Source organism: Thioclava sediminum, assembly GCF_002020355.1.
Taxonomy (GTDB): Bacteria; Pseudomonadota; Alphaproteobacteria; order Rhodobacterales; family Rhodobacteraceae; genus Thioclava; species Thioclava sediminum.
In genome coordinates this window covers 1532027-1552411 of record NZ_MPZV01000001.1, presented here as the reverse complement: position 1 = coordinate 1552411, position 20385 = coordinate 1532027, and the positions used below count along the sequence as shown (strand labels likewise).

Sequence of the window (20385 nt, the reverse complement as noted above, 5' to 3'; positions counted from 1 at the left end):
AGGGAGATTTACCATGCTGTTCGGAAAACCCGCCACCATTCCCACCAAAGCCGACGCCCTGCCGGGGCGTGACGAAGCGATGCCTCTGGCAGAGCCGCATTTCCTCTGGGGCCGTGACCTGCGCTCGCCCGTGCCCGAGGGCATGGAAGAGGCGATGTTCGGCATGGGCTGCTTCTGGGGCGTCGAGCGCATGTTCTGGAACACCGACGGCGTCTGGCTGACCATGGTCGGCTATGCCGGGGGCCCCACGCCCAACCCGACTTATCGCGAGGTCTGCACCGGCATGACCGGCCATAACGAGGTCGTTCGCGTGCTCTACGACCCCGCCAAGGTCAGCTACGAAGACCTGCTGCGCGTCTTCTGGGAGGGCCACGACCCGACCCAAGGTATGCGTCAGGGCAATGACCGCGGCACGCAGTATCGTTCGGGCATCTACACCTACACGGATGCGCAGAAAGAGGCCGCCGAAGCCTCGCGCGACGCCTATGCCGAGCGCCTGCAGGCGGCGGGCTATGGCACGATCACGACCGAGATCATCGACGCGCCGCCCTTCTACTATGCCGAGGATTATCACCAGCAATATCTGGAGAAGAACCCCGGCGGCTATTGCGGCATCGGCGGCACCGGTGTGACCTGCCCGATCGGGCTGAACGCGTGATCTGATGCGTGTGCGCGCCGCTTGACGGCTCGCGCCCGCGGCCCTAAGCCCGGGCGCAACCATCCCGAGGAGCGCGCCCATGACCACCTTCACCGCCTTTACCACGCTGGCCGATCGCGAGGCCGCCGAGGCGCTGTCCGAACGTCTCGAAGAACTCGATCCCGGCCCCTACGGTACCGGCGTGTTCGAGATCGAGGACGGGTCGGGCCGTTACGAGGTTTCGGGCTATTTCCTCGAGGCCCCCGACGATGTGGCGCTGGACCTGCTGGCGATCTCGCATGGGGCGCAGCCCTTCGTTGTCTCGGAAATCCCGGAAACCGATTGGGTCGCCCATGTGCGGCGCGAACTGGCCCCGGTGCGCGCGGGCCGCTTCTTCCTCTATGGCAGCCATGACGAGGACAAGATCCCCGCCGATGCGATCGCGCTGCGGATCGATGCGGCGATGGCCTTCGGGACGGGCCATCACGGCACCACCTCGGGCTGCTTGACCGCGCTCGACGATCTGGCGAACGAGGGTCACACCTTCCACAACGTCGCCGATATCGGTTGCGGCACCGCCGTTCTGGCGATGGCGGCGGCGAAGCTCTGGCCCGAGCCGGTGCTGGCCTCCGATATCGATCCGGTCGCGGTAGAGACGGCGGCGGCGAATGTCGCGGTGAACGATCTTGAGGGCCGTGTGATCTGCATCGAGGCCGCCGGCTTCGGCGATCCGCGCCTGAAAGAGGCCGCGCCCTTCGATCTGATCTTCGCCAATATCCTCAAAGGCCCGCTCGTCGCGCTCGCCCCCGAAATGGGCCGCAACTGCGCCGAATCGGGCTTCGTGATCCTCAGCGGAATCCTCAATGAACAGGCCGATGAAGTGGTCGCCGCCTATCAGGCGCAGGGCTTTGTTTCCCATTCGCGTAAGGAATTCGGCGAATGGACGACATTGGCCATGCAGCGCGCCTAATCCGCCACAAATCCGCTCTGATTGCGGTAAGGATTGCTTTACCCTGACCTGAGAAATTGCCTTTGGGGGCATCGCAGTTAACGGGGTTTGCCATGCGCGATCCACAAATAGAGTCTTTTGAAAAGCGCCTGCATCGGATCGACCAGATCCATCAAGCAGGCGGTGCATTCGAGGCGTCCGGTGCATTGGGGCGCAGCTATTTCGATTCCATGCGCCCGAAATCGCGCCGCAGTATTCCGCTGCGCGGGGTGGCGCTGATCTTTGCCGGTATTCTGCTGGTGAAGGGCGCGATGCTGGCGCAGGTGGGCCAGGAGAGCTACGAGGCGCGTGTCGCAAGCCTCGCGGGTGGGTCGCAATTCGAACGGGTGGGGGCCTGGATCATGCATGCCGACCCGATCACCCGCAAGATCGCCGGGCTGCTCGCGCCGTATATCGGCTGAACGCCAAAGCCATTACGACATAAAGAAAGGGCTGCGCCGTTGCCGGGGCAGCCCTTTTCGCATGACCTGTCGGTTGCGTTAGCGCAGGCGCGCCACGTCGAGCCGGGTCAGGCCGATATCGTCCAGCGCGCGGTCGCTGAGCTTCATCAGAGCTTTGCGGGTGACGCGTGCGTCGTTCCAGTCGTGCAGGGCTGCGATCAGCGAGGTAAAGACGCTCGGTCGGGCGCTGCGGCTCATGCGGGTGTTGATATCCATCGAAGCCATGGGGAGGATCCTTCAGTTCACAAACTGCTCAAGTTTCGGGCATTACATCTTCTGAAGCGCAGATAAGACTGGCAGGGTGCGAAAACAATCTCAGTTTTGGCAGCCCCGCCATGCAGGAATCGCATGTGATATGAGGCCGGTTTTTGCATGCCCTCTGGCCGATGTTCCCTTTTCGTGCTAGTTCTTGCGAAACAACACGAGAACGAGGCAGGGCAAATGCGGGTGATCGGGATCGATCCGGGGTTACGCAATCTCGGATGGGGCGTGATCGAGATGGACGGATCGCGACTCAGGCATGTCGCGAACGGGATTCTCCACTCCGAAGGTAAGGATTTGGCAAAGCGCCTGCTGGTGCTGCACGAAGGGCTGAGCGCGGTCATCGCGACCCACGCACCCGAGGCGGCCGCGGTAGAGCAGACCTTCGTCAACAAGGACGCGGTGGCGACGCTGAAACTGGGGCAGGCGCGCGGCATTGCGCTTCTGGCCCCGGCGCAGGCCGGGCTCGAGGTTGGCGAATATGCCCCCAACGCGATCAAGAAAACCGTCGTCGGCGTCGGCCATGCCGACAAGACGCAGGTGCAGCACATGGTGCGTCATCAATTGCCCGGCGTGCAGTTCGAAGGGGCCGATGCGGCCGATGCGCTCGCCATCGCGATCTGCCACGCCTTCCACTTGCAATCGGCGGCTCGGATGAACGCGGCGCAACTTTCCCGCGATGCCTTGGGCACGACGCAACGGAGGCGCGCATGATCGGTCGCATCGCAGGAGTCATCATCCACCGCGCGCTCGACCACGTCATGATCGACGTGCGCGGCGTGGGCTATGTCGTCCATGTCAGCCAGCGCACCGCGCAATCGCTGCCGCCCGTGGGCGAGGCCTGCGCGCTCTATACCGACCTGCTGGTGCGCGAGGACCTGCTCCAGCTCTTCGGCTTCCCGACACTGCTGGAGAAGGAATGGCACCGGCTGCTGACCTCGGTGCAGGGGATCGGCGCGAAAGCTTCGCTCGCGATCCTCGGCACGCTCGGCGCGGACGGGCTGGGCCGCGCGATCGCACTGGGCGACTGGTCGGCGGTGAAATCCGCCCCCGGCGTCGGCCCGAAACTCGCGCAGCGCGTCGTGCTTGAGCTGAAGGAGAAAGCGCCGACCGTCATGGCGATGGGGGCGGAGTTCACCGTTGATGCCACCCCCGAGGTGATCGAGGACACGCCGGCCAAGAAGCCCGCAAAGAAAGCAGCCCCGGCCGCGACGCCGAAGGTAAACTTCACCGCCGAGGCAATCTCCGCGCTCACCAATCTCGGTTATGCGCCCTCGGACGCGGCCGGTGCCGTGGCGCAGGCCAATGACGACCCGGAGGTCACCGACACGGCCACGCTGATCCGCGCGGCGCTAAGGCTCCTGGCCCCGAAGGATTGACCTCTTCCTTTTGGGATAAATATCCCGGGGTGCGGGGCAGCGCCCCGCTTGCTCCCCTCCGCCAAAGGCGCGACAGTAAATGACGATGAGCGAACCTGATCCCACCCTGCGGCCCGACCGCCTGCCCGAAGACGCCGACCGCGCCCTGCGCCCACAGGCGCTGGAGGAATTTACGGGCCAAGCCGAAGCCCGCGCCAACCTGCGCGTCTTCATCGAAAGCGCGAAGATGCGCAGCCAGGCGATGGATCACACGCTGTTCCACGGCCCGCCCGGTCTGGGCAAGACGACGCTGGCGCAGATCATGGCGCGCGAGCTCGGTGTGAACTTCAAGATGACCTCCGGACCGGTGCTCGCCAAGGCGGGCGATCTGGCCGCGATCCTGACCAATCTCGAAGCGCGCGACGTGCTCTTCATCGACGAGATTCACCGGATGAACCCGGCGGTGGAGGAAGTGCTCTATCCCGCGATGGAGGATTTCGAGCTCGATCTGGTGATCGGCGAGGGGCCTGCCGCGCGCACTGTGCGGATCGAGTTGCAGCCCTTCACTCTGGTCGGCGCGACCACGCGGCTCGGCCTGCTGACGACGCCCCTGCGCGACCGCTTCGGCATCCCGACGCGGTTGCAATTCTACACCGAGGACGAGCTGGACCTGATCGTGACACGCGGGTCGCGGCTCTTGGGTATCCCGTCCGACCCCGCGGGCACCCGCGAGATCGCCAAGCGCGCGCGTGGCACCCCGCGCATCGCAGGTCGCCTGCTGCGCCGAGTCGTCGATTTCGCGCTGGTCGAGGGCGAGGGGCGGCTGACCCGCGAGATCGCGGACCGCGCGCTGACGCGGCTCGGTGTCGACAATCTCGGTCTCGACGGGGCGGACCGGCGCTACATGATGCTGATGGCCGATCATTATGGCGGCGGCCCGGTGGGGGTGGAGACGCTCTCGGCCGCGCTGTCAGAAAGTCGCGACGCGATCGAAGAAGTCATCGAACCCTACCTGTTGCAACAGGGCCTGATCAGCCGCACCCCGCGTGGTCGGATGCTGGGCGCGCGGGCGTGGCGGCATCTGGGGCTCGAGGCACCGAAACCCGCCACCCCGCAGACGGACCTCTTTGGCGATGGCTGACCCCTTGGCACGTTTCGAGATCACCGAGGCGGAGATCGACCGCGTCGTGGCGCGCTTCTACGAGCGCGTGCGCAGCCACGCGATGCTCGGTCCGGTCTTTGCGGTGCATGTCACCGACTGGCCCACCCATGAGGACAAGGTCGCGCGGTTCTGGAAGAACGCGATCCTGCGCAAACCGGGCTATGATGGCTCGCCCATGCAGGTCCACCGCGCGGCAGGCAATGTGCGCCCGGGAATGTTTTCAACCTGGCTCGCGGAATTCGACAAGGTGCTGATCGAGGAACTGTCGCCCGAACAGGCGGCGGGTTGGTCGGCGCTCGCCCATCGCATCGGCATGAGCCTGCGGCAGGGCGTGGTCGAGCGTGAGACGCTTCCGGGCGGGATTCCGAAGCTGAAATAGGCGAGGGGGCTCTGCCCCCGCTCCTTCGGAGCCCGCCGGGATACTTCTGCCAAGAGGAAGAGGCTCAGTCCTCTTTCTTCCCGAACACGCCCGTCAGAGACCGGCCGATCAGATTGGTCACGCGCGGCTTTTGCAGCTTCCGGAAGGGCATCGGGCGGCAGACCTCCAGCGCGGCGATCCCGACCCGGGCGGTGAGTGCCCCGTTGATCACGCCTTCGCCGAAGCGGCGCGAGAGTTTCGAGACCAGATGACCGCCGGTGACCGTCTCGATCAGATCGTCGCCCGCCGCCACCGCACCGGTCGCGACGAGATGGGTCATCACCGTGCGCGCCAGCCGGATCGAGCCGAGCGTGCCCGAGCGCCCGCCATAGATTTCCGCGATGCGCCGGATCATCCGGAGGTTTGCGGTGAGCGCGGTGAAGACGTCGGCCAGCGCCAGCGGCACGACGGCGGTCACCGTGGCGACGGTGCGCGCGGCAGCTTCGATCTCGAGCCGGGCGGCGGCGTCCAGCGGGCCCATCAGTTCAGTTTCTGCCAGTCCCATCAGCGTGTCGGTGTCGAGCACCTCGCCCGTTTGCTCGGCCAGCCGCTTGCGCGCCCAGTCCATCTCGGGCTGCGCGGCATAGAGGCCCGAGACATGCGCCGTGACTTTCCGCGCGCGGCTTAGGTCATCTTCGCTCAGCGCTTCCGACACTTCCTTATGGACCTTGTCGAGGCGGGCCAGCCTTGAAAACGCGGCGATTTCTCGTCCGGTGATCAGCAGCGCGCCAAGCGCGAAGGCCGCGACCAGCGCGGTTCCGATCCAGCCGAGGATCGGATGGGTGGCGAACAGCCCGTCGATGAAGCGCCAGAGCGCGACGGAGATTAGGAAGCCCATCAACGCCACGCTGGCGCGCCAGAAGAATCGTACGATGGGCGAGGTGCGGCGCGCCCCCAGCCGGGTCGCGATCTGCATGGCGCGGCCTTCCAGCCGCTCCTCGGTCGCGCTCGGCATATCCTCGATCGGCGCGGCCTCGGCGGGCGAGGGCGCGTCCTCGATCTCGATCATCACCGGTTTTTTCATAGCTTGTCCCCGATCAGGAAATCGGCCGCGCGGTCGAGCCGGATATGCGGCGGGCCTTCGCCGGGTCGCAAGATCACCGGGGCCGGGGCGAAGTTCATGATCGAATAATCCTCGTCGAGCCATGCGGAGGCCCCTTGCGCCGCGGGCGAGAGAAGCTGCGCTGGGTCGGCGGGCAATTCGCCGGGATAGAGCGCGACCGACTTGCCGTTCTCCAGCCGCCCGCGCACGGCCTGCAATTCCGCCCCGTCATGCGAGAGGGTTTCTTCCGTGGTGCTGCGCAGCGCCGCGATCGACAGCGCGAGAGTCTTCGCGCCCGCGAAATCGGCACGGTCCTTGGCCTCGCGCAGCAGTGCGCCGGTGATCGAGGTCAGGCGGGCGTGTTGCGTATGGTGCAGGTGATCCGCCTTGGTCGCGGCGAAGAGGATTTTCTCGACCCGCTTGCCGCCGATCAGCGAGGTCAGCCAGCTTGCGCGGCCCGGACGGAAGGCCGCCAGAATATCGGCCATCGCCTGACGCAGATCGTCGAGCGCGGCGGGCCCCGAATGGATCGCGCCCAATACGTCGACCAGCACCACCTGTCGGTCGATCTTGGCGAAATGATCGCGGAAGAAGGGGCGCACGACCTCGCGTTTGTAGGCGTCGTAGCGGCGCTCCATCTCGCGCCGAAGCGAGCCGCGCGGGGCGTCGCCCGCGGGCAGCGGCGCGAAGGTCAGGGCGGGCGATCCGGCCATCTCGCCGGGCAGCAGGAAGCGCCCCGGCGTGCAGTCAGAGAACCCCGCATCGCGCGCCTCGGTGAGGTATCGGGTGAAGCCCGCCGCCAGCGCCTTGGCTTGCGGCTCGGTGAATTCCGCGGTGCCGTCCGCCGCCTCGGATTGCGTCAGATATTCCGCGCCTTGCGGACGGTTCGGCAGACGCGCCAGCGCCTCTGCCGACCACTCGGCATAGCTTTTGTCCATAAGCCCGAGGTCGAGCAGCCACTCGCCGGGGTAATCCACGATATCGAGATGCACGACGCGCGGACCCCGCACCGCGCCCAGCATCCCGCGCGGCTGGATGCGGAAGGACAGCCGCAGCTCCGAGACGGCGCGCGTGCCCTCGGGCCAATGCGGCGAAGGGCCGGTCAGCGCGGCAAGGTGGCTCTCAAAGTCGAAGCGCGGCACGGTGTCGTCGGGCTGCGGCTGCAGATAGGCGGCGGTGATATCCGACGCCGATCCCAGCGCAGGCATCCGCCCGCGATCCAGCAGGTTCGCGACTAGCGAGGTGATGAACACGGTCTTGCCCGCGCGCGACAGACCCGTCACGCCGAGCCGGATCACCGGTTCGAACAGCGCCTCCGAGACCGAATGGCCCATGCCCTCGATCCCGCGCGTGATCCCGTCCGCAATGTCGGAAATGCCCAAAGCCCGGCCCCTCATTCTCATTCACGGACAAGATAAGCAGCGGTGAGTATTAATGAAAGAGAGGGCGGACACGCGGCCCGCCCTCTGAACTGTCCTTTCGCCTCGGCTCGGTCTCAGACCGCGAGACAGATATATTTCATCTCGAGATAATCCTCGACGCCGTGATGCGACCCTTCGCGGCCCAGACCCGATTGCTTTACGCCGCCGAAGGGCGCGACCTCGGTTGAGATCAGGCCGGTGTTCACGCCGACGATCCCGTATTCCAGACCTTCCTGAACGCGGGTGATGCGGCCCACGTCGCGGGCGTAGAAATAGCTCGCAAGGCCGAAGATTGTGTCATTGGCCTTGGCGATCGCCTCCTGCTCGGTCTCGAACTTGAAGAGCGGGGCGACGGGGCCGAAGGTCTCCTCATGCGAGACCTTGGCCTCCTGCGTGACCCCGGTCAGCACGGTCGGCTGGAAGAAGGTGCCGCCCATCTCGTGCCGCTCGCCTCCGGTGACGATCGAGCCGCCATGATCGAGCACGTCCTGAATATGCTCCTGCACCTTCTTGACCGCGTCCTCGTTGATCAGCGGGCCAGCCTCGACGCCTTCCTTGAGGCCGTCGCCCACCTTGAGGGCGTTGACGGCCTTGGCCAGCTTCTCGGCAAAGGCGTCATAGACCCCGGACTGGACGTAGATGCGGTTGGCGCAGACGCAGGTCTGACCGTTATTGCGGAATTTCGACGCCATCGCGCCTTCGACCGCGGCGTCGAGATCGGCGTCGTCGAACACGATGAAGGGCGCGTTGCCGCCCAGTTCCATCGAGCATTTCATCACCTGATCCGCCGCCTGACGCAGCAGGATACGGCCCACCTCGGTCGAGCCGGTGAAGGTCAGCTTGCGCACGGTGTGGTTCTCGCAGAACTCCTTGCCGATATCGGAGGCTTTCGCGGAGGTGATGACCGAGAGGATGCCTTTGGGCAGGCCCGCGCGTTCGCCCAGCACCGCCATCGCCAGCGCCGAGAGGGGCGTCTCGGAGGCCGGGCGGCAGACGAAACCGCAGCCCACCGCGAGCGCCGGGCCCGCCTTGCGCGCGATCATCGCGTTGGGGAAGTTCCACGGCGTGATCGAGGCTGCGACCCCGATCGGCTGCTTGATTACTGTGATCCGCTTGTCGCGCTGATGGCCCGGGATCGTCTCGCCATAGACCCGCTTGGCCTCTTCGCCGAACCACTCGATGAAGCCTGCGCCATAGGCGATCTCGCCCCTCGCCTCGGCGAGCGGCTTGCCCATCTCGGCGGTAAGGATCGCGCCCAGATCGTCCTGGTTCTCCATCATCAGGTCGTACCATTTGCGCATGATCTGCGCGCGTTCCTTGCCGGTGCGCGCGGCCCAGTCCTTCATCGCCTCCTCGGCGGCAGCGATGGCGCGGGCGGTCTCGGCGCGGCCCAGATCGGGCACGGTGCAGATCACGTCGCCCCGCGCGGGGTTGGTCACGTCGAAGGTGGTGCCGTCATCGGCATCGACCCATTCGCCCGCGACGAAGGCCTTTGTCGCCAGAAGCGAGGGATCCTTTAGGATGGATTTGAGGTCGGTCTTGTCGTCGAGCATGATGTCCTCCGAAGGGCTGGATGGGTCGTCCGGTCAATGCGCCGGGCTTTTTGATGTTCCGTAACGGCTGCGCCAGCAGGGCTGCAGATCGCCGGGTTGTTCTTTGGCTTCATAGATGGCGCGGGCGATGGCGCGGGCAAGCACGCAAGACGCCGCATGGCCAAGCTGGAACGGGTCGCGGACCGGATCGGCCAAGGGCTTCTCGCCGGTCGCGGCGGCGAAGATCAAATCGCCATCGAGCGGGGTATGCGACGGCACGATGGCGCGCGCCATGCCGTCATGGGCCGCCGTGGCCATGCGTTGCGCCTGCGCTTGGGTGAGGGCGGCATCGGTCGCGACGATGGCGATGGTGGTGGCTTCGCCCTGGCGTTTCATCGGTTCGGGCATCGCGCTCGGATCATGTTGGGGCGCAGGGCCGAAACCGCCGAACTCGCCCGCGATTTCCCAAGGCGCGGCCCAGAAATGCGGCCCCTCGCCGACGGTTACCGAACCGAGCGCATTCACCGCCACCAGCGCGCCCACGGTGAAGCCGCTCTCCAAGACCGCCGAAGCCGAGCCAAGCCCGCCTTTAAAAGTCCCGGTCATCGCGCCGAAGCCCGCCCCGGCGCTGCCGATCTCGAACCGCTCCGTGGCCGCCTCGAGCGCCGCGCGCCCAAGCCCGGGATAGGGCGTCTCCGCCCAACTCTTGTCACCGCCATTGAGCAGATCGAACAGGATCGCGCCGGGCACGATCGGCACGCGCTGATCGCCCACCGCGAAACCGCGCCCCTGCGCGCGCAGCCCTGCCATCACCCCGTCGCAGGCGCCAAGCCCGAAGGCCGAGCCGCCCGAGAGCACCAGCGCATCGACCTCCTGCACTAGCTTGTCCGGCGCGAGCAGGTCTGTCTCCCGCGTCCCCGGCGCGCCGCCAATTACCTGTACCGCCGCTGTGAAGGGGCGCGCGCCCAGCAGCACGCTCACACCCGAGCGCGGCCCCGCATCCTCGGCATTGCCCACGCGCAGCCCGGCGATATCGGTGATCAGATTGTTCGGCCCTGCCTTCATCTTCCTCTTGGTCCAAATATCCTGGGGGTTTGGGGGCAACGCCCCCAATTCAGCGCCCTGCGTTCAGATACAACGCCCGCCGTCGACCTCCATCGCGACGCCGGTGATCATGCTCGCCTCGTCCGAGCACAAAAACAGCGCCGCGTTCGCCATGTCCTCGGGCGTCGAGAACCGCCCCAGCGGGATGGTCGAGAGAAACTTCGCGCGGATTTCCGGCGTGTCCTCGCCCATGAAGCTTTTCAGAAGCGGGGTCTCCCCGGCGACCGGGTTGATCGCGTTGACGCGGACCCCGGAGGGCGCAAGCTCCACCGCCATCGCGCGGGTCGCGGTGATCATCCAGCCCTTCGAGGCATTGTACCAGCTCAGGTTCGGCCGCGGGCTGACGCCGGCGGTGGAGGCCACGTTCAGGATCGCGCCCGCGCCGCGGGCCTTCATCCCCGGCACGATATGGCGCGCGGTCAGATAGACCGATTTCGCGTTCACGGTGAGGACGCGGTCGAACTCCTCCTCGGTCACCTCCTCCATCGGCTTGGGCAGATGGGTGGTCCCTGCATTGTTCACCAGAATGTCGATCTGCCCGAACGCCGCGCGCGCCGCCTGCGCCAGTGCCGCGACATCCGCATCGCGGCTGACATCCACGGTGCAGGCCACGCCGCCGATCTCGTCCGCGATGGCCTGCGCGGCCTCGGCGTTGAGATCCGCGACCAGAACCCGCGCGCCCTCGGCGGCGAAGCGGCGCGCGATCCCCGCGCCGAAGCCCGAGCCCGCGCCGGTGACGATCGCGCTTTTGCCTTCCAGTCTCATCGGTGCTCCTCCTCGGGGCCTACTGTTGTCGCAGGACACATCGGGTGCAAGGGGGCTCTGCCCCCCGGTCTGCCGGCCCTTCGCTTGCGCTTCGGGCGTTCGTCGGGGCGTCCTTCCACTGGAAGGCCGCTGATCCCGCCTCACCCCCGGGATATTTCCGCCAAGCCGAAACCCTCAGCCATGCCAAGCGGCGACGGTTTTCAGGGTGGAGAAGCCGTAGAGCGCCTCGAACCCTTTTTCGCGCCCGTGCCCGGATTTGCCGATGCCGCCGAAGGGCAGCTCCACGCCGCCGCCCGCGCCGTAATTGTTCAGGAAGACCTGTCCTGCGCGCAGCCTCCGTGCGAGCCGCATCGTTCGTCCGCCATTCTCCGACCAGACAGACGCGACGAGCCCGTATTCCGTGCCATTCGCGATGGCGACGGCCTCTTCCTCGTCCTCGAAGGGAATGACGATCTGCGCCGGGCCGAAGATTTCCTCCTGCGCGAGCCGATGCGCACCGTGGCCGCCACCGATCAGGGTCGGCGCGACGTAATGGCCGCCTGCGGGGACATCCTCGGCGATCTGGCCTTGCGCCGCGATAGTGAGGTCGGAGGCGAGCGCCAGATAGCCCTCGACGATCTGTTTCTGCCGCCCCGAGATCAGCGGGCCGAGGTCGTGATCGCCAAGCGCGGGCCCCGCCGTCAGGCCGCGATAGCGCGCGGCCATTTTCTCCAGCACCTCGACATAGCGCGAGCGCTGCACGAGGATGCGCGATGAGGCCGAACAGGTCTGCCCGGCGTTCTGGATGCCTGCATTCACGAGGAAGGGTAGCGCGCGGTCGAGATCGGCATCGTCGAAGACGAGCTGCGGGGACTTGCCGCCAAGCTCCAGCGTGACGGGCACGGCATTCGCCGCGGCGGCGGCCTGAATGCGCTGGCCGACCGCGACCGACCCGGTGAAGGAGATATGCTGGATGCCGGGATGGGCCGAGAGCGCGGCCCCGGCCTCCTCTCCCAGACCCGGCACGATATTGAGCGCACCGGCTGGCATCCCCGCTTCTTGCGCGATCCGCCCGAAGGCCAGCGCGGTGAGCGAGGCTTCCTCGGCAGGTTTCACGACCGCCGCGTTGCCCATCGCCAGCGCCGCCGCGACAGAGCGCCCGATGATCTGCATCGGGTAGTTCCACGGCACGATATGCGCGGTCACGCCATGCGGCTCGCGCAGCGTGTAGGCGGTGTAGCCATTGAGATAGGGGATCGTCTCGCCCATCACCTTGTCGGCGGCCCCGCCATAGAATTCCAGATAACGCGCCAGTGCCGTCACATCGGCACGCGCCTGCGTCAACGGTTTGCCGACATCGAGCGCCTCGATCACGGCCAGGTCCTCGGCATGAGCCAGTACGAGGCCGGACATCTTCAGCAAGAGCCGCCCGCGTTCCGCTGCGCTCAGCCGTCCCCAGACGCCTGCAAGCGCCGCCTGTGCGGCCTCGACCGCCGCGTCGATCTCCGGCTTGCCGCCCCGGGCGATCTGCGCCATCTCGCGCCCATCCGAGGGGCATTCCACGGAAAGGCGCGCATCGGGCTTGCGCCAGACGCCTCCGATCAACATCTCCTCGGGGTCGAACCAAAGCGGCAAATTCATGCGCGGCACCTCCTCTTGTCACGCGATTTTGCAGCACGCTCCGCCCGCACGGGCGGAAAATCAAGGGGGCAGGAATCTGCCGGAGGCGGTCTGATCACATTCATGTGAGTGTGAGTGGAGGGAACTTTCCCCTATCTAGCCCCTTGAATGACGGAACCGGGCCGAAGGCCCACCGGAAAAAGAGACAGGAAAATTGCAAGTGACCGCGAGTTATTCGACGCTCAAACGCGCAATCCGCCCGGCCATGCTCTTCGGGCTGGCTGGCATCTTGGCAGCCTGCGCGAGTGCGCCGGAACAGCGCTATGCGCAACCGACCCAGTCGACGAAGGCCGTGCCCGCCGAATATCAGGCGCGCGAAGATGACGGGAAAACCATCCCGGCGATCAGTCCGAAATATCTGGTGGAGCGCAACCGCCGCCAGGTCGTGCCCTATCACGGGCCCGAGGCTGTCGGGACGATCGTCGTCGATCCCTATGCGCGTTTCCTCTACTACATCACCGAGCCGGGCAAGGCAGAACGCTACGGCGTCGCAGTCGGTCGCGACGGCAAGACCTTCTCGGGGGATGCCACGATCAAGCGCAAGCAGGAATATCCGAGCTGGACGCCGACGCAGAACATGATCCAGGAAGATCCCGACCTCTACGGGCCGCTGAAAGACGGTCTGCCGGGCGGTCTGGACAACCCGCTGGGCGCGCGTGCGCTCTATCTCTATCAGGGTAACCGGGATACCTATTACCGCATCCACGGTACGATGGATCCGTCCTCGATCGGGCGTGCGACGTCGGCTGGCTGTATCCGCCTGTTCAATCAGGACATCATCGACCTGTTCTCGAAAGTGCCGAAGGGCACGCCGGTGAAGGTGCGCAGCCGCGCCGAGAGCCTCGAGATGGAAGGCCCGGTCGTGCAGCTGCATTCGGGCTATGTGGTCTCCGCCTATAATCAGGTGGCGATCAACGAGGACGAGGCCGCGTGGAAAGCGGGCCAGATCCCCGATCAGCAAAAGGTCGAAGAAGAGCAGCATCAGGCTTCGGTCGCGATGGCCCAGGAAGTCGGCGGCTCGGGCGAGACCGCCAGCTCCACTGTCGATTGCGGCTATTCCGGCACCGGCACCTGCGTCGATACCACCAACTGATCGAGCCGATTTTCGAGATGACGATCACGGCGCGGGGGCAACCTCGCGCCGTTTTTCATGCGCTACGGCCTCTTCGGAACCGGGCCAAATCGCGCGATACGCGCCCCGATGCCGCAGCGTTTGCGCGTTCACGTCTTTCCTTGCGGGCCGGGTGACGCTAGGACTCGCGCGCAAGCAGATCAGGAGGATGCCATGAGCGTCACCGGAACCACGCGGCAGAAAATGCCCGCAGATATTCTCGCGATGAAGGGCGGCGCGCCGATCGTTTGCCTGACCGCCTACACCACGCCGATTGCGAAGCTGGTCGACAGCCATTGCGATCTCGTGCTGGTCGGCGACTCGGTGGGCATGGTGCTCCACGGGCTGCCCTCGACGCTGGGCGTGACGATGGAGATGATGATCCTCCACGGCCAAGCGGTCGCACGCGGCCTCTCGAATGCGCTGATGGTGATCGACATGCCGTTCGGGTCGTATGAGGAAAGCCCGGCGCAGGCGTTCCGCAATGCCTCGCGTCTGATGGCCGAGACCGGCGCGGGGGCGGTGAAGCTCGAAGGCGGGGCGCATATGGCCGAGACCATCGCGTTTCTGACCGCGCGCGGTATCCCGGTGCAGGCCCATATCGGGCTGACCCCGCAATCGGTGAACACGCTGGGCGGCTACAAGGTGCAGGGCCGCGGCGATAGCCGGGCGCGTCTGGTCAAGGATGCGAAAGCGGTGGCCGACGCGGGGGCCTTCTCGGTGGTGCTGGAAAAAGTGCCTCAGGGGCTGGCCGACGAGATCACCGCGATGGTCGCTATCCCCACCGTCGGCATCGGCGCAGGCGCGGGCTGCGACGGGCAGGTGCTGGTGGTCGATGACATGCTGGGCCTCTTCACCGATTTCAAACCCAAATTCGTCAAGCGTTTCGGCCAGCTCGGTCAGGAAGCCGAAGCCGCCGTCGCCGATTACGCAGCCGAAGTGCGCGACCGCAGCTTCCCGGCAGCCGAGCACAGCTTCGCCGACGAGGTGAAGAAATGACGCAGGTGATCCGCAAGGCCGCTGAACTGCGCGACAAGGTGGCGGCATGGAAACGCTCGGGGATGCTGGTCGGCGTGGTGCCGACGATGGGCGCGCTGCATGACGGCCACCTCAGCCTCGCTCGCGCCGCGCGCAAACAATCGGACCGCGTGATCGTGACGGTCTTCGTGAACCCGATGCAGTTCAACAACGCCTCGGATCTCGACAAATACCCGCGCGACGAGGCGCAGGATCTGGCGCTGCTGGAAGCGGAAGGGGTCGATGTGCTCTTTGCGCCGGGCGTGGACGAGGTCTATCCCGACGGCTTCGCCACCACCGTGTCCGTCGCGGGCATCACCGAGCCGCTGGAAGGCGCGTTCCGGCCCGGCCATTTCGATGGCGTGGCGACGGTCTGCTCGAAGCTCTTCGGCATGACGCAGGCGGGGCGCGCGTTCTTCGGCGAGAAGGACTGGCAGCAATTGCAGGTGGTCCAGCAGCTCACCCGCGATCTCAACATGCCGATCCGCATAATCGGCTGCCCCACGATCCGTGAAGAAGACGGTCTGGCGATGTCCTCGCGCAATGTGCGGCTGACGGAAGCCGAGCGCGCATTGGCGCCGCGCCTGCATTCGGTGATGCAGGAAGCGGCCGCTAAGATCCGCGACGGCGTACCGGTCGAAGGCGCGCTCAACGATGCGAAAACCGAGCTGAAAGTCGCGGGTTTCGGGACGCTCGATTATCTGGAGCTGCGCACGGTCGACGGGCTGAAACCCGCGACGGACCTGTCGCAACCGGCGCGGATGCTGGCCGCGATCTGGCTGGGCGATGTGCGCCTGATCGACAATATCGCAGTCTGATCTCTCGAGGGGGCGCTGCCCCCGCGACTGCGTCGCCCCCCGGGATATTTCGACAAGAGCGAAGAAGGAGGGAATGCTCCTTCCCCTTGGTCCAAATATCCCGGGGTGAGGCGCGGTACGCGCTGAGGGGCAGCGCCCCTAAGACCCCAGCAGTTCCGCCAGAACCAGCGCCATGACCTTCGCGCTGTCGGCCATATCCTCGATGCCGACCCATTCGTCGGGTTGATGGGCGAGCTCCAGTAGCCCCGGACCGTAGGCGATGCAATTCTGCAGCCGCCCGATCCGGTCGATATGTTTCTGGTCATAGGTGCCGGGCGAGACGACATAAGCCGCCTCCCGGCCCAGCACCGCCTCGATCGCCGCGGCGGTGGAGCGCACGATCGGCGCGCCCTTGTCGGTCATCGTGGGCTGCACCTCGAACAGGTCGCGGATTTCATAGCGGAAGCTCGGACGCTGGGCTTTCACGCGCTCCATCAGGTCGATGATCTCGGTCTTCACCTCGGCGAGGTCTTCCTCGATCAGAAAGCGCCGGTCGATCACGATGCGGCAGCGATCGGCGACGCAGGGCGTGGGCAGGCCTGTGTAATCGGCCCCTTCTTCCGGCGCGCCGCCATGGATCGAATTGACGTTCAGCGTCGAGGCCCGCGCGCCTTCGGGGATCACGGGCATCTCGGTCTGCTTGCCCAGAAGGAGCGGGTAGAGCGTCTCCTCCATCTCGCTGAGAACGGCGCTCATATGGCGGATCGCGCTGTCGCCGAGAAACGGCATCGAGCCATGCGCGATACGGCCATGGGTCTCTACCTCGGCCCACCAGACGCCGCGATGACCGAGGCAGATCTGGTCCTTGTGCAGCGGCTCGGGGATGATGACATGCTGCACGCGGGTCGGATCGAAGCGGCCCTGCTCGGCCAGATAGGCCACGCCGCCATAGCCGCCCGATTCCTCGTCGGCGGTGGCGGAAATCTCGATGCTGCCAGCGAAATCGGGGCAGGTGTCGAGGAACGCCTCCGCCGCGATCACTGAGGCCGCGAGCCCGCCCTTCATGTCGCAGGCGCCGCGCCCGTAGATGCGGTCTCCGTCGATCTCGGCCCCGAACGGATCGCGGGTCCAGCCATGGCCGATCTCGACCACGTCGTGATGCGAGTTGAAATGCACGCAGTCGCCGGGGCGCGTGCCCTCGATGCGGGCGACGAGGTTCCAGCGCGGATAGGTCTCGCTGTCGCCGGGCGCGCCATGGGCGCGGATCAGTTCGGTCGTGAAGCCGCGTTCGGAGAGATAGGCGGCGAGAAAATCGCAGACCTCGCGGTAATTGCGCCCCGGCGGGTTCAGCGTCGGAATGCGTATCAGTGCCTGCGTCAGCGCGATCAGATCATCGCGGCGCGCGTCGATGGCGGATTTCAGGCGAGTGGCGAGGTCCATACCCAAGGCTAGCGCCGGGCGCTGCCGCCGGCCAAGCGAAAACGCACGGTTTGAAAACACATGGCTTTTAGCACCCGCGCGCGCTATTGCGGTGCAAATTCCTACGGAGGGACCGGATGAACCTGTTCTTGGCCTTCGCGCTCGTGCTTTGCATTGCGGTCGGAGGGTGGCTGTCGAAATACGACTGGGCGAAGCTTTTGGCGCTGGTGCCCGTCGCGATGATCGTGCCTGCATTCTACATGACCGGCACCGCCTGCGGTGCGGGCTTCGTGCTGCATTTCTTCTCCGACACGGCGAGCTGCTCGAACGGCTATGTGCCGCGCCAGATGTTCGCTGCGACCTATGTGCTCGCGCTGATCCCGGTCGCGGCTTCGGCCATCGTGATCAAGCTGATCCGGATCGGCATGGCGCGCCGGAAGGGCTGATCTGGTCAACCGCGCCGCCGCGGCCTAGGCTTGCGACAGCGAGGGGCAAGGAGGGCGCGCGATGCTGGCCTTCATTCGACTGGCGATCTTCGGGCTGATCGTGCTGACGGTCCTGTTCTGGCTGGTGCGTCTCTATGCCCGGTCGGTCCGGCGCGAGGCGCTGGAAGAGGATTGGAACGAGGCCGCCGCCGAGGGCCGTGCCGAGACCACGCGCGATACCTTCGTCGAGGCCGGGATGCGGGACTATGAGAAAAGCCTGCTGCGCAAGCTGATCTGGCTGGTCTATGTCCTGCCGATCATCGTGGTGGGGCTCATTATCTATCTGATGAATTACAGGTGAGAATCCGATGCGTTACGTGAAATGGGGCTTCTGGCTGGTCGTGATCGGCTTCGTCGCGGTGTTCCTGCATTACAACCTGCCGCGCCATGACATCGTGCGGATCGTCGGCACAGAGGTGCGCCGCGTCGATTTCGGCGAGAACTCGATCTTCTGGGCCGCGCCTGACGTCGGCACCGCGAGTGCGACCAGCCGAGATGTGCGTTTCATCAACTCTGTGCGTCCCAACGGCAAGACGCTGGTCTTCCGCAACGAGGATACCGGCTGGGGCTGGCCGCCTTATTTCAAGCTCGACAGTTCGGACCTTCAGGCGCAGGCGGAGTCGCTGATCTCGACCTCGGCCGATCCGATCTGGGTGTCGGTGACGCGCTATGGCTGGCGCTCGCGCTGGCTGACGATCTACCCCAACGCGGTCGGGCTGAAGGTCGTGCCGGGGCCGGATACGCGGATCATTCCCTGGGGCAGCATCATCATCCTGACGCTTCTGGTGATCGTCTTGCTGACGATCCGGGCGATGTGGCGGCAGTTCCGCCAACGCTCGATCGATCCGCTATTCGAGGATGCGAGTGAGGCCTGGGACGACGCCGAAGAGGGCGCGAAGGGCTGGTTCGACCGCTTCATCGGGCGCAAGTGAGACGCGGTTGCCGGGCCGCGCCCAACTCGGACCGACGCTGAAACGCAAAAGCCCCGCCACTGGAGGGCGGGGCTTTCGATAATCAGGTGATCTGCGCTTATGCGTTCGCGGCGCGGATCTGCTCGGCGGCGTCCTTGTTGAAGCTCACGCCCTTGGTCTCGAACAGCTGATCCAGCTCGCCCGAGAGGGTCATCTCGGTAATGATGTCGCAGCCGCCGACGAATTCGCCTTTGACGTAGAGCTGCGGGATGGTCGGCCAGTCCGAATAGTCCTTGATGCCCTGGCGGATGTCCTGATCCGCGAGCACGTTGACGTCCTTGTAGGTCACGCCCATGAAGTTGAGCACGCCCGCGACGCGGCTCGAAAACCCGCATTGCGGCATGTCCTTGGTGCCCTTCATGAAGAGAACGACGTCATTCTCAGAGATTTGCTGGGCGATTTGGTCTTGCGCGTTCATCGCTAAATCCTTTCTCCGTCCCGCTTGGAGACGTGTGTGAAATCATTCGGGCGCTTTGGTGGTCAAAGCGAGCGCGTGCAGCACTCCGTTCGGCCCGTCCATCGCCCCTTTGAGCGCGGCATAGACCGCGCGCTGTTGCTGGACGCGGTTCTTGCCGCGGAAGCTCTCGTCGATGACCTCCGCTGCCCAATGATTCCCGTCCCCGGCGAGATCGGTGATCGTGATCTTGGCATCGGGGAATTCCGCCCGGATCAGGGCTTCGATGTCATGGGCTTCCATTGCCATAAATAGGGCTCCTCGTCCTTTGCCGCAAACTTAAGTGGCGCGGCGGCTGGCTGCAAGGGGATGCGCGGGGGCGCGGACCTATGCGGTGGCCGCTGGCGGGTGCAATCGCGACAGGAAAAACATGAGCGTCGCGATGGCGACGCTGCCGATGAACATCGCGGCGGCTCCGGCGGCCGTTACGGGCAGGGAGTGGCCCGGCGCGCCGATCTCTCCGGCGAGCAGGAAGCACATGTTGATGTCGATCCCCATCAGCGTGGTCCGAGGATGGGCGCGCAGCAGCGCACCGCCCGCGATGAAGGCGAAGGCGAGGATCAGAAGCTCGGTCTGATCGCCGCCCGACAAATGCGTGAGCCCGCGATAGGCGACCGCGGCGAGCACCCCAAGCGCGACACCGGGCACAAGGAAGCGCACGGCAGGGCGCGGATTCGGCATGGAGCCCAGCACCGAGGAGAAGACGATCACCGAAAGCGCGGCAGCGGTCGCTGCGGGGTGGGTGAAATGGGCGTCGATCAGCGTGGCCCCGCCCGTGAGGACCGCCACGGCGGCCATGCGCAGCCAAAGCTGCTGCACGAAATGCGGGTTCGGGCGCGGCGGCATTGGCGCGCGACGGGCGGGCGTGAAGAGCCAGTTCACCGCCGTCACCGAGATGACGCCCAGAAGCGTGCAGGCGACCCGGTCAAGCGCGAGCGGGATCGCATCCGCCCCCATCCCCAGCGCGGGCATCACCACCACGCCGATCGTGATCGCCATCAGCGTGAAGCCATAGGCCCAATGCGTCCCGATCCGATAGGCGATACCGACGCCGAGGGCCGCCGTGAGTGCCACGGTCAGCGCGATTCCCGGCACCGGAATCCATGTCAGAGCCGCGATCCCGATACCGGCACCGACCAAGGTGCCTGCGACCCGCAGCACCGCGCGCAGCGCCATGTCTTCGCGATGGGGTTGGATCACGACCCAGACGGGCATGGCCGCCCAATAGATATTGGTCAGGCCCAGTAGCCGGGCGGCAGTCAGGGCAAGCGTCGCGGCGAGGAACAGCCGGGCGGCATAGGCGAGGGTGGAACTGGTCAAAGC

The 20385-nt window shown here is 65.9% G+C and carries 24 protein-coding genes; 13 read left to right on the top strand and 11 right to left on the bottom strand.

What is annotated here, in order from left to right; all coding sequences use genetic code 11:
* The first annotated feature begins 13 nt into the window (after positions 1 to 13).
* The 3 genes from msrA (at position 14) to BMI91_RS07020 (ending at position 2047) form a co-directional block, all read left to right on the top strand.
* Positions 14 to 658 (top strand): peptide-methionine (S)-S-oxide reductase MsrA, encoded by a 645-nt coding sequence (gene msrA / locus BMI91_RS07030; RefSeq protein ID WP_078604394.1) that lies wholly within the window; start codon positions 14 to 16, stop codon positions 656 to 658.
* Between the two features lie 79 nt (positions 659 to 737).
* On the top strand, positions 738 to 1607 hold the full coding sequence (locus BMI91_RS07025) for a 50S ribosomal protein L11 methyltransferase (RefSeq protein WP_078604393.1): 870 nt from the start codon (positions 738 to 740) through the stop codon (positions 1605 to 1607).
* 92 nt (positions 1608 to 1699) lie between these two features.
* The gene (locus BMI91_RS07020) at positions 1700 to 2047 is read left to right on the top strand and encodes a hypothetical protein (protein ID WP_078540338.1); all 348 of its coding nucleotides are present in this window, start codon (positions 1700 to 1702) and stop codon (positions 2045 to 2047) included.
* Positions 2048 to 2125: 78 nt separating this feature from the next.
* Here BMI91_RS07020 and BMI91_RS07015 read toward each other — a convergent pair whose 3' ends face one another.
* Positions 2126 to 2311: a DUF1127 domain-containing protein gene (locus tag BMI91_RS07015; protein WP_078522067.1), complete on the bottom strand. Its 186-nt coding sequence runs from the start codon at positions 2309 to 2311 to the stop codon at positions 2126 to 2128.
* Between the two features lie 216 nt (positions 2312 to 2527).
* On the opposite strand from BMI91_RS07015, the gene ruvC reads away from it, so the two are divergent.
* The 4 genes from ruvC to BMI91_RS06995 all read left to right on the top strand — a co-directional run bounded on the left by ruvC (position 2528) and on the right by BMI91_RS06995 (position 5246).
* Positions 2528 to 3061: a crossover junction endodeoxyribonuclease RuvC gene (gene ruvC, locus BMI91_RS07010; RefSeq protein WP_078571579.1), complete on the top strand. Its 534-nt coding sequence runs from the start codon at positions 2528 to 2530 to the stop codon at positions 3059 to 3061.
* The gene (gene ruvA / locus BMI91_RS07005; protein WP_078604392.1) at positions 3058 to 3726 is read left to right on the top strand and encodes a Holliday junction branch migration protein RuvA; all 669 of its coding nucleotides are present in this window, start codon (positions 3058 to 3060) and stop codon (positions 3724 to 3726) included. Before ruvC ends, ruvA begins: the two co-directional genes overlap by 4 nt.
* Before the next feature lie 85 nt (positions 3727 to 3811).
* A complete protein-coding gene (ruvB, locus tag BMI91_RS07000; RefSeq protein WP_078604491.1) occupies positions 3812 to 4846 on the top strand; it encodes a Holliday junction branch migration DNA helicase RuvB in 1035 nt (344 codons plus the stop codon).
* Positions 4839 to 5246, top strand: a complete 408-nt coding sequence (locus BMI91_RS06995; RefSeq protein ID WP_078602163.1) for a group III truncated hemoglobin — start codon at positions 4839 to 4841, stop codon at positions 5244 to 5246. Before ruvB ends, BMI91_RS06995 begins: the two co-directional genes overlap by 8 nt.
* Positions 5247 to 5310: 64 nt before the next feature.
* Here BMI91_RS06995 and BMI91_RS06990 read toward each other — a convergent pair whose 3' ends face one another.
* The 6 genes from BMI91_RS06990 to BMI91_RS06965 form a co-directional block, all read right to left on the bottom strand.
* Entirely contained in the window at positions 5311 to 6309 is a 999-nt protein-coding gene (locus tag BMI91_RS06990) for a YcjF family protein (protein ID WP_244176568.1), read from the bottom strand.
* Positions 6306 to 7709 carry a YcjX family GTP-binding protein gene (locus BMI91_RS20215; protein WP_158522112.1) on the bottom strand — a complete coding sequence of 468 codons (1404 nt, stop codon included), beginning with the start codon at positions 7707 to 7709 and terminating at the stop codon, positions 6306 to 6308. Before BMI91_RS20215 ends, BMI91_RS06990 begins: the two co-directional genes overlap by 4 nt.
* Before the next feature lie 113 nt (positions 7710 to 7822).
* Positions 7823 to 9301 (bottom strand): NAD-dependent succinate-semialdehyde dehydrogenase, encoded by a 1479-nt coding sequence (locus tag BMI91_RS06980; RefSeq protein ID WP_078604390.1) that lies wholly within the window; start codon positions 9299 to 9301, stop codon positions 7823 to 7825.
* A gap of 33 nt (positions 9302 to 9334) precedes the next feature.
* Positions 9335 to 10345 carry a P1 family peptidase gene (locus tag BMI91_RS06975; protein WP_078604389.1) on the bottom strand — a complete coding sequence of 337 codons (1011 nt, stop codon included), beginning with the start codon at positions 10343 to 10345 and terminating at the stop codon, positions 9335 to 9337.
* Positions 10346 to 10408: 63 nt separating this feature from the next.
* On the bottom strand, positions 10409 to 11149 hold the full coding sequence (locus BMI91_RS06970; RefSeq protein WP_078604388.1) for an SDR family oxidoreductase: 741 nt from the start codon (positions 11147 to 11149) through the stop codon (positions 10409 to 10411).
* Positions 11150 to 11323: 174 nt separating this feature from the next.
* Positions 11324 to 12769: an aldehyde dehydrogenase family protein gene (locus BMI91_RS06965; protein WP_078604387.1), complete on the bottom strand. Its 1446-nt coding sequence runs from the start codon at positions 12767 to 12769 to the stop codon at positions 11324 to 11326.
* A gap of 199 nt (positions 12770 to 12968) precedes the next feature.
* On the opposite strand from BMI91_RS06965, the gene BMI91_RS06960 reads away from it, so the two are divergent.
* From BMI91_RS06960 to panC, 3 genes are all read left to right on the top strand, one after another.
* A complete protein-coding gene (locus BMI91_RS06960; protein ID WP_341853193.1) occupies positions 12969 to 13901 on the top strand; it encodes a L,D-transpeptidase in 933 nt (310 codons plus the stop codon).
* A 192-nt stretch (positions 13902 to 14093) separates the two neighbouring features.
* Positions 14094 to 14918 carry a 3-methyl-2-oxobutanoate hydroxymethyltransferase gene (gene panB, locus BMI91_RS06955; RefSeq protein ID WP_078604386.1) on the top strand — a complete coding sequence of 275 codons (825 nt, stop codon included), beginning with the start codon at positions 14094 to 14096 and terminating at the stop codon, positions 14916 to 14918.
* Positions 14915 to 15754, top strand: a complete 840-nt coding sequence (panC, locus tag BMI91_RS06950; protein ID WP_078604385.1) for a pantoate--beta-alanine ligase — start codon at positions 14915 to 14917, stop codon at positions 15752 to 15754. The genes panB and panC overlap by 4 nt, the downstream gene beginning before the upstream one ends.
* 138 nt (positions 15755 to 15892) lie before the next feature.
* Here the strand turns inward: panC and BMI91_RS06945 are convergent, their stop codons facing one another.
* Positions 15893 to 17173 carry an acetylornithine deacetylase/succinyl-diaminopimelate desuccinylase family protein gene (locus BMI91_RS06945; RefSeq protein WP_078604384.1) on the bottom strand — a complete coding sequence of 427 codons (1281 nt, stop codon included), beginning with the start codon at positions 17171 to 17173 and terminating at the stop codon, positions 15893 to 15895.
* Positions 17174 to 17289: 116 nt separating this feature from the next.
* On the opposite strand from BMI91_RS06945, the gene BMI91_RS06940 reads away from it, so the two are divergent.
* From BMI91_RS06940 to BMI91_RS06930, 3 genes are all read left to right on the top strand, one after another.
* Positions 17290 to 17598 (top strand): hypothetical protein, encoded by a 309-nt coding sequence (locus tag BMI91_RS06940; protein ID WP_078522055.1) that lies wholly within the window; start codon positions 17290 to 17292, stop codon positions 17596 to 17598.
* A 61-nt stretch (positions 17599 to 17659) separates the two neighbouring features.
* Positions 17660 to 17938, top strand: a complete 279-nt coding sequence (locus tag BMI91_RS06935; RefSeq protein ID WP_093476897.1) for a hypothetical protein — start codon at positions 17660 to 17662, stop codon at positions 17936 to 17938.
* Positions 17939 to 17945: 7 nt separating this feature from the next.
* Positions 17946 to 18569: a DUF1523 family protein gene (locus BMI91_RS06930; RefSeq protein ID WP_078602154.1), complete on the top strand. Its 624-nt coding sequence runs from the start codon at positions 17946 to 17948 to the stop codon at positions 18567 to 18569.
* Between the two features lie 97 nt (positions 18570 to 18666).
* On the opposite strand, the gene grxD is transcribed toward BMI91_RS06930, so the two are convergent.
* From grxD to BMI91_RS06915, 3 genes are all read right to left on the bottom strand, one after another.
* On the bottom strand, positions 18667 to 19026 hold the full coding sequence (gene grxD, locus BMI91_RS06925; protein ID WP_078522053.1) for a Grx4 family monothiol glutaredoxin: 360 nt from the start codon (positions 19024 to 19026) through the stop codon (positions 18667 to 18669).
* Between the two features lie 42 nt (positions 19027 to 19068).
* Entirely contained in the window at positions 19069 to 19311 is a 243-nt protein-coding gene (locus tag BMI91_RS06920; protein ID WP_075775791.1) for a BolA/IbaG family iron-sulfur metabolism protein, read from the bottom strand.
* Positions 19312 to 19389: 78 nt separating this feature from the next.
* On the bottom strand, positions 19390 to 20382 hold the full coding sequence (locus tag BMI91_RS06915) for an FUSC family protein (RefSeq protein ID WP_158522111.1): 993 nt from the start codon (positions 20380 to 20382) through the stop codon (positions 19390 to 19392).
* Between the last annotated feature and the right edge of the window lie 3 nt (positions 20383 to 20385).